The following is a 7,670-nucleotide window of genomic DNA, read 5'->3' on the forward strand; positions in this document are numbered from 1 at the left end:
GTAAACCTCTTGCTCGCACTGCTGATAAGGCTGATTGAATATGGAACTTGATCTCTGGACCCAGAGCCTGGTCACCGCGATGACTGCGTTGTGGACCAAAGTGGCCAATTTCATCCCGAACCTGTTCGGCGCACTGGTCGTGCTGCTGTTGGGTTTTGTCGTTGCGAAACTTTTGGATACTTTGCTGTCCAAGTTGCTCGCCAAGCTGGGCCTTGATCGCCTGATGGGCGGCACCGGTCTGACCAAGTTGCTGTCCCGGGCCGGCCTGCAAGTGCCGATCTCGACCCTGATTGGCAAGATTGTCTATTGGTTCGTTTTACTTATTTTTCTGGTTTCTGCGGCTCAATCCCTTGGACTTGAGCGAGTTTCAGCTACGCTCGACATGCTGGCGCTGTATTTGCCGAAAGTATTCGGCGGCGCGCTGGTGTTGCTGGTAGGCGTTTTGCTGGCGCAATTGGCCAACGGTCTGGTGCGTGGGGCAGCCGAAGGCGTGGGCTTGGACTATGCTGCGGGCCTGGGGCGAATTGCCCAGGGGCTGGTGATCATCATCAGTATTTCCGTCGCGATCAGCCAGTTGGAGGTCAAAACTGACCTTCTTAACCACGTGATTGTGATTGTTTTGATTACCGTTGGTCTGGCCGTTGCGCTGGCCATGGGGTTGGGTAGCCGGGAAATTGCCGGTCAGATTCTTGCGGGAATCTATGTGCGTGAGTTGTATCAGGTTGGGCAACAAGTGCGTGTTGGCGAGGTCGAAGGTCAGATCGAAGAGATCGGCACGGTTAAAACCACATTGCTGACCGATGAGGGTGAGCTAGTCTCTCTCTCCAATCGGATCCTCCTGGAGCAGCATGTGAGTAGCCGCTAACCCGGCAAACCCTGCTAATGTATGCCGCCGCAAATGGCGGTGACCGGGCTGTAGCGGACATTGACCTGACTGTCGGCACGACTTGTTTTGAATAAAGCCCAAACGCTGTCTACGCGCTATGACCCCCGTGAGCTCTCTGATGAGGAGTTGGTCGCGCGCTCGCACACGGAGCTGTTTCACGTAACACGCGCGTACGAAGAATTGATGCGCAGGTACCAACGAACATTATTTAACGTCTGTGCACGATATCTGGGGAACGATCGCGACGCAGACGATGTCTGTCAGGAAGTGATGCTGAAGGTGCTGTACGGCCTGAAGAACTTCGAGGGGAAATCGAAGTTCAAGACATGGCTCTACAGCATCACGTACAACGAGTGCATCACGCAGTATCGTAAGGAACGGCGGAAGCGTCGCTTGATGGACGCTTTGAGTCTGGACCCCCTTGAGGAAGCGTCTGAAGAAAAGANGCCGAAACCCGAGGANAAGGGCGGACTCGATCGTTGGCTGGTGTATGTGAATCCAATTGACCGTGAAATTCTGGTGCTACGATTTGTCGCAGAGCTCGAGTTTCAGGAAATTGCTGACATCATGCACATGGGTTTGAGTGCTACAAAAATGCGTTACAAACGTGCTCTTGATAAATTACGTGAGAAATTTGCGGGCAGTACTGAAACTTAGTTCGGTGCAAATATCTCTTACGTGTAGGCAAGTTCTGTTAGACTTGTCGCCGAGTTGTCCCCCGGTTTGTGGGACTGCTTTACAATCACCAGATGGGGATTTAACGGATGAAACTGAAAAACACCTTGGGCTTTGCCATTGGTTCTCTNATTGCCGCCACTTCGTTCGGCGCTCTGGCACAAGGCCAAGGCGCAGTTGAAATCGAAGGCTTCGCAAAGAAAGAGCAATTCGACAGCGCTCGTAACTTCAAGAACAACGGCAACCTGTTCGGCGGTTCCGTTGGTTACTTCCTGACCGACGACGTTGAACTGCGTCTGGGCTACGACGAAGTGCACAACGTGCGTTCCGACGACGGTCGTAACATCAAGGGCGCTAACACCGCTCTGGACGCTCTGTACCACTTCAACAACCCAGGTGACATGCTGCGTCCGTACGTATCGGCTGGTTTCTCCGATCAGAGCATCGGTCAGAACGGTTCGAGCGGTCGTAACCGTTCCACCTTCGCCAACGTTGGTGGCGGTGCTAAGCTGTACTTCACCGAGAACTTCTACGCCCGTGCTGGCGTTGAAGCTCAATACAACATCGACCAGGGCGACACCGAGTGGGCTCCAAGCGTCGGTATCGGTGTGAACTTCGGTGGCGGCTCCAAGCCTGCTGCTGCTCCAGTTCCAGCACCAGCTGAAGTCTGCTCCGACAGCGACAACGATGGCGTTTGCGACAACGTTGACAAGTGCCCGGACACCCCAGCCAACGTAACTGTTGACGCTGATGGCTGCCCAGCAGTTGCTGAAGTTGTTCGTGTTGAGCTGGACGTGAAGTTCGACTTCGACAAGTCGGTAGTCAAGCCTAACAGCTACGGCGACGTGAAAAACCTCGCTGACTTCATGAAACAGTACCCACAGACCACCACCGTTGTTGAAGGTCACACTGACTCCGTCGGTCCTGACGCTTACAACCAGAAGCTGTCCCAGCGTCGTGCTGACGCCGTTAAGCAAGTTCTGACCAACCAGTACGGTGTTGAATCGTCCCGCGTTCAGTCTGTTGGCTACGGCGAATCCCGCCCAGTTGCTGACAACGCAACTGAAGCTGGCCGCGCTATCAACCGTCGCGTAGAAGCCTCGGTAGAAGCTCAAGCTGAGTAATTAGCCCGCAGCTCTGAGAAAAGCCCGGCTTAGGCCGGGCTTTTCTTTGTCTGCGATTTGGTGAGGGGCAAACCGTCAGACGCGTCGACATCCAACATTGATGTCGACGGACAAGGCCTCCTCGCGAGCAGGCTCGTTCCCACAGTAAAACGCAGAGCGGGCTGCAACAGCGCCTATTACCAGGATGGCCGGGCTTTTTAATTCAAACGCTGAGGCATCCTGTTCCATGGTCGTCAAATCGCTCCGACATTCCCGTTGGTGCGGCAGGGACGCGTTTTCAATCATCGCCACCGGCGTATCCGCAGCCATCCCCCCGGCCAGCAGCTGCTCGCGGATCTCACTCAGTTTCGCCACACCCATGTAGATCACCAGCGTCGTACCGCTTTGGGCAAGGGCTTGCCAGTTCAGGCTGCTGCCATCCTGCGTATGGGCGGTGACCAGCGTCACGCCGCGGGCAACGCCTCTGAGGGTCAACGGAATATCGCATTGCGTAGCACCCGCCAGCCCGGCAGTGATGCCGTTGACCAATTCGACTTCAACGCCGCGCTCGCGCAGCCACTGCGCCTCCTCCCCACCGCGACCAAAGATGCACGGATCGCCGCCCTTCAGCCGCACCACGCATTTGCCATGGCGCGCATAACGCAGCATCAGTCGATGAATGAAGGCTTGAGGCGTGGAGCGACAGCCGCCGCGTTTGCCCACGGCAATGATCCGCGCGCCGGGGCAATGCTCCAGCACCGCGTCATTGACCAGATCGTCGATCAACACCACATCCGCTTCTCTCAACGCCCGAACAGCCTTGAGGGTCAGTAATTCAGGGTCGCCAGGACCTGCGCCCACCAGCCAGACTTTTGCGCTCATCGTATTTTCCTCACGAGATGACGGCGATCGGCTGCGCAGTGGCAGCCAGCAGACGTTTGATTTCCGGTACGCAGGAGCCGCATTGCGTGCCGCAGCCCAATTCTTGTTTCAGGCCCTGCAAGTCCAGGCCACGGCTGATGCCGACGCAGACCGCGCTTTGACTGACGTTCTTGCAGTTGCACAGGGTTTTCGTGCCAGTGGCCGCTGTACCCGCGTTACCCGGTTGCGCGCTCAGCGGTGCCAGCAGCCAGCGCCGCAGTTGTTCGTCGACGCGTCCCTCAAGCCAGAGGTTTTGCAGCCAGTGTTGGGCGAGTGTTTCGCCGGCCAGGCGAATCGCGGTGATCCGCCCGTTCTCGATCCGCACGCGTTTGCCGATGGAGCGCCGTGGGTCGTCGTAGGCCAGTACCGGACCGTTGTTGAGCGCCAGGCATTGGTCGATGTCACGCAGCAGTTGCGGATCAGGCGCGATGGCGCTGGCAGCGCGTATCAGCAGCGCAGGACGTTCTCGGCCGACAAGGCTGAGGCTGGCGTAGGAAAACGCCTCACAGAGCGGTCGTAGCGTCTCAAAATGTTGTTGAACATTGCCTTCGACCAGGGCGAACAGCTGCCACGGTAACTGCACCGGCTCAAGTCGCACGCCGCTGTGTTTGAGTTCCGGTTGTTTCGACAGTGGATCGAAGGCGGGCAGGGTGAGGGTGTTCACACCACCCTTGAGAAAACGGTCACCAAAATGCATCGGCAGAAAGGCCTGGCCAGGCCGCACGCTGTCGTCGCTGGCGACCGGCACGATCACCGCGCCACGACGACTTTTCAGACTGATCAGATCGCCAGGTTGCAAGCGATGCCGACGCAATTCATCCGGGTGCAGGCTCAACACGGCTTCGCTGACATGACCGAACAGCTGCGCCGCCGTGCCGGTGCGGCTCATGCCGTGCCACTGGTCGCGCAAGCGGCCGGTGATCAGCGTCAGCGGGAAGTGTGCGTCGCGTTGTTCCTTGGCCGCGCGATATGGATCGGCCACAAACTGAGCGCGTCCGCTGGCGGTCGGGAAAATACCGTCGAGATAAAGGCGTGCAGTGCCTTCGCTGGCGCCAGTGGGGAAGGGCCATTGTTGTGGTCCGAGGCGATCGATCAGCTCATGACTGATGCCGGACAAATCCAGATCACGCCCGCAGGTCAGGAGTTTGTATTCGTCAAAGACCTGCGCCGGCGTTTCAAAGGCAAACAAACTGTTTTGCCCGGGGCGCAGCTGTTTTTCCAGGCGTTGTGCGAAATCCACCGTGATCGCCCAGTCGGAACGCGCTTCACCCGGTGCGACGATGGCCCGGCGCACGTGGGAAATACGCCGTTCGGAGTTGGTCACTGTGCCTTCCTTCTCCCCCCAACTGGCGGCAGGCAGCAGCAGGTCGGCATAGGCAGCAGTTTCGGTCGTGCGAAAGGCTTCCTGCAAGACCACGAACGGGCAGGCGGCCAAGGCGGCGCGCACGGCGGTTTGGTCTGGCAGTGATTGCGCGGGGTTGGTGCAGGCGATCCACAGGGCTTTGATTGTTCCGCTGCGAACCTGCTCGAACAACTCGATCGCGGTGAGCCCGGTATTTTCCGGCAGTTGATCAACGCCCCAATAGGCCGCGACCTCCGCGCGATGCAAGGCATTGGCCGCTTCGCGATGGCCAGGCAGCAAGTTCGACAGGCTGCCGGTTTCCCGTCCGCCCATGGCATTTGGCTGACCGGTCAGGGAGAAAGGTCCTGCACCCGGCCGGCCGATTTGCCCGGTGGCCAGGTGCAAGTTGATCAGCGCGCTGTTTTTCGCACTGCCGGCGGTGGATTGGTTCAGCCCCATGCACCACAGCGACAGAAAACTCGTGGAGGTGCCCACCCACTTGGCGCATTCCTGTAATTGCTCGACCTCGATCCCACACAGCTGCGACACCATTGACGGCGTGTAATCGCGTACAAGATTTTTCAGTTCGGCCAAACCTTCGGTATGAGCCTGGATGAAGTCGCGGTCGATCCAGTCTTCCCACAGCAACAGATGCAAAATTCCGTGAAACAACGCGACGTCCGTGCCCGGCAAGATCGCCAAGTGCAGGTCAGCCAAATCGCAGGTGTCGGTACGCCGGGGGTCAATGACCACGACTTTCATCTGTGGACGCCGGGATTTAGCTTCCTCCAGGCGTCGGAACAATACTGGGTGGGCGTAGGCCATGTTGCTGCCGACGATCATCACACAGTCGCTGGACTCCAGGTCTTCATAACTGCANGGCGGCGCATCGGCCCCGAGGCTGCGCTTGTAGCCGACCACTGCGGACGACATGCACAGCCGCGAATTGCTGTCGATGTTGTTGGTGCCCACCAGCGCCCGCGCCAGTTTGTTGAAGCTGTAATAGTCCTCTGTCAGCAATTGCCCGGATATGTAGAACGCCACGCTGTCCGGCCCGTGCTCGGCGATGGTGTCGGCGAACACGTTGGCCGCGTGTTCGAGAGCCGTGTCCCAGTCGGTGCGGGCAGGGGCCAGGCCTTTGCCCAGGCGAAGCTCCGGGTACAAGGCGCGGGCNGTCANGTCGCCCGTCAGGTGCAAGGTCGAGCCTTTGCTGCACAATTTGCCGAAGTTCGCCGGGTGGCTCGGATCGCCGCTGACGCCGAGAATGCGCTCGCCGTCATGCTCGATCAGCACGCCGCAGCCGACCCCGCAGTAGCAGCAGGTGGAAGCGGTAATCTGGTTCATCAGCTTGCTTCCCTGCCTGAGTGTCCTGCGTCGCCGATGGCCTGCTCCATGAACGAAGCGTCGCCGAACATCAGGTGATCGCGGATCTCGTCGATGTCGTGATTTTCACGAATCTGTCGGAAATACCACCCGCCATCGGCCGTATCGCCGTACAGACAGGCACCGACCAGCACGTCATCCTTGATCACCAGTTTCTTGTAAACGCCACCGATCGGGTCGGAGAGGGTGATGGTCTCGGTGCCTTCGCCGCCCATAAAGTCGCCAGCCGAGAACAAGTCGATGCCGGTCACCTTCAATTTGGTCGAAGTGACCGAACCCTTATAGGTCGCAAAGCCCAACTGGGCCAGATGATTGGCGCAGACCTTGGCTTGCTCGAACAGCGGCGCCACCAGGCCGTAGGCGGTTCCTCGGTGGCTGGCGCATTCGCCGATGGCATAGATCCGTGGGTCATAGGTTTGCAGGGTGTCATTGACCAGAATCCCGCGATGGCAGGGAATGCCGGATTTTTCCGCCAGTTCAGTGCTAGGGCGAATGCCGGCAGCCATNACCACCAGATCGGCGGGGATGATGTCGCCATTCTTGAATTGCACGGAGCCAACGCGGCCATTGCCGGCGTCGTGCAGGGCCTGGGTCTGTTCACACAGACGAAAATGCAGGCCGCGGGCTTCCAGTTCGGTTTGCAGTAACTGGCCGCTGGTCTTGTCCAGCTGGCGCTCCAGCAGCCATTCGCCGATATGCACCACAGTCACGTGCATGCCGCGCAGCATCAGACCGTTGGCGGCTTCCAGGCCGAGCAGACCACCGCCGATCACCACGGCGTGCGTGTGGGTCTTGGCGGTGTCGATCATGGCCTGGGTATCGGCGATGTCGCGGTAGCCGATTACACCCTTTAAGGTGTTGCCGGGGATCGGCAGGATAAACGGCGTTGAGCCGGTGGCGATCAGCAGGCGATCGTATTCGGCTTCGCTGCCGTCTTCGGCAATAACGATGCGTTTGATNCGGTCGATCTCCACCACTCTGCGGTTGAGCAGCAATTTGATGTGGTTGTCCAGGTACCAGTCGAGATCGTTCAGTACGATCTCGTCGAAGGTCTGTTCACCGGCCAGTACCGGTGACAGCAGGATGCGGTTGTAGTTGGTATGGGGTTCGGCGCCGAAGACCGTGATGTCGTACAGGTCGCTGCTCAGCTTGAGCAATTCCTCGAGGGTGCGAACCCCGGCCATGCCGTTGCCGATCATCACCAATTTGAGTTTTTTCATCAGGTTCTCCGGGGAGCTCGGACCCGCCTCATCAGGGCTGTCAGGTCTTGCTCGACATATTTTGCGCAAACAAAAAAGGCGTCCCGCTAGTTNNCTAGCGAGGACGCCTTTGTCCTGGTCCCGTTCTCTCGGGAAGCTCG

The 7,670-nt window shown here is 58.6% G+C and carries 5 protein-coding genes and 1 pseudogene; 3 read left to right on the forward strand and 3 right to left on the reverse strand.

Going from position 1 to position 7,670, the window contains the following annotated elements:
• Positions 1–40 precede the first annotated feature (40 nt).
• The 3 genes from B7L09_RS27130 (at position 41) to B7L09_RS27140 (ending at position 2,685) form a co-directional block, all read left to right on the forward strand.
• The gene (locus B7L09_RS27130; RefSeq protein WP_094471453.1) at positions 41–865 is read left to right on the forward strand and encodes a mechanosensitive ion channel family protein; all 825 of its coding nucleotides are present in this window, start codon (positions 41–43) and stop codon (positions 863–865) included.
• 87 nt (positions 866–952) lie between these two features.
• A complete protein-coding gene (gene sigX, locus B7L09_RS27135) occupies positions 953–1,543 on the forward strand; it encodes an RNA polymerase sigma factor SigX (protein WP_094471454.1) in 591 nt (196 codons plus the stop codon).
• A gap of 107 nt (positions 1,544–1,650) precedes the next feature.
• The gene (locus B7L09_RS27140; protein WP_094471455.1) at positions 1,651–2,685 is read left to right on the forward strand and encodes an OmpA family protein; all 1,035 of its coding nucleotides are present in this window, start codon (positions 1,651–1,653) and stop codon (positions 2,683–2,685) included.
• A gap of 75 nt (positions 2,686–2,760) precedes the next feature.
• Here B7L09_RS27140 and cobA read toward each other — a convergent pair whose 3' ends face one another.
• The 3 genes and pseudogenes from cobA to B7L09_RS27155 form a co-directional block, all read right to left on the reverse strand.
• Positions 2,761–3,546: a uroporphyrinogen-III C-methyltransferase gene (gene cobA / locus B7L09_RS27145; protein WP_094471456.1), complete on the reverse strand. Its 786-nt coding sequence runs from the start codon at positions 3,544–3,546 to the stop codon at positions 2,761–2,763.
• A 10-nt stretch (positions 3,547–3,556) separates the two neighbouring features.
• Complete coding sequence (locus B7L09_RS27150; protein WP_176457782.1) at positions 3,557–6,271, reverse strand: nitrate reductase; 2,715 nt, start codon at positions 6,269–6,271, stop codon at positions 3,557–3,559.
• A gap of 2 nt (positions 6,272–6,273) precedes the next feature.
• A pseudogene (locus tag B7L09_RS27155) lies at positions 6,274–7,530 on the reverse strand (NAD(P)/FAD-dependent oxidoreductase); the annotation flags it as partial.
• Positions 7,531–7,670 lie beyond the last annotated feature (140 nt).

The organism is Pseudomonas mandelii (genome assembly GCF_002251635.1).
In the GTDB taxonomy this organism is placed as follows: Bacteria; Pseudomonadota; Gammaproteobacteria; order Pseudomonadales; family Pseudomonadaceae; genus Aquipseudomonas; species Aquipseudomonas mandelii_B.

Coding starts and splice junctions, on each gene's coding strand:
- B7L09_RS27130 (WP_094471453.1), top strand. CDS start 41: ATGGAACTTGATCTCTGGACCCAGAGCCTGGTCACCGCGATGACTGCG.
- cobA (WP_094471456.1), bottom strand. CDS start 3,546: ATGAGCGCAAAAGTCTGGCTGGTGGGCGCAGGTCCTGGCGACCCTGAA.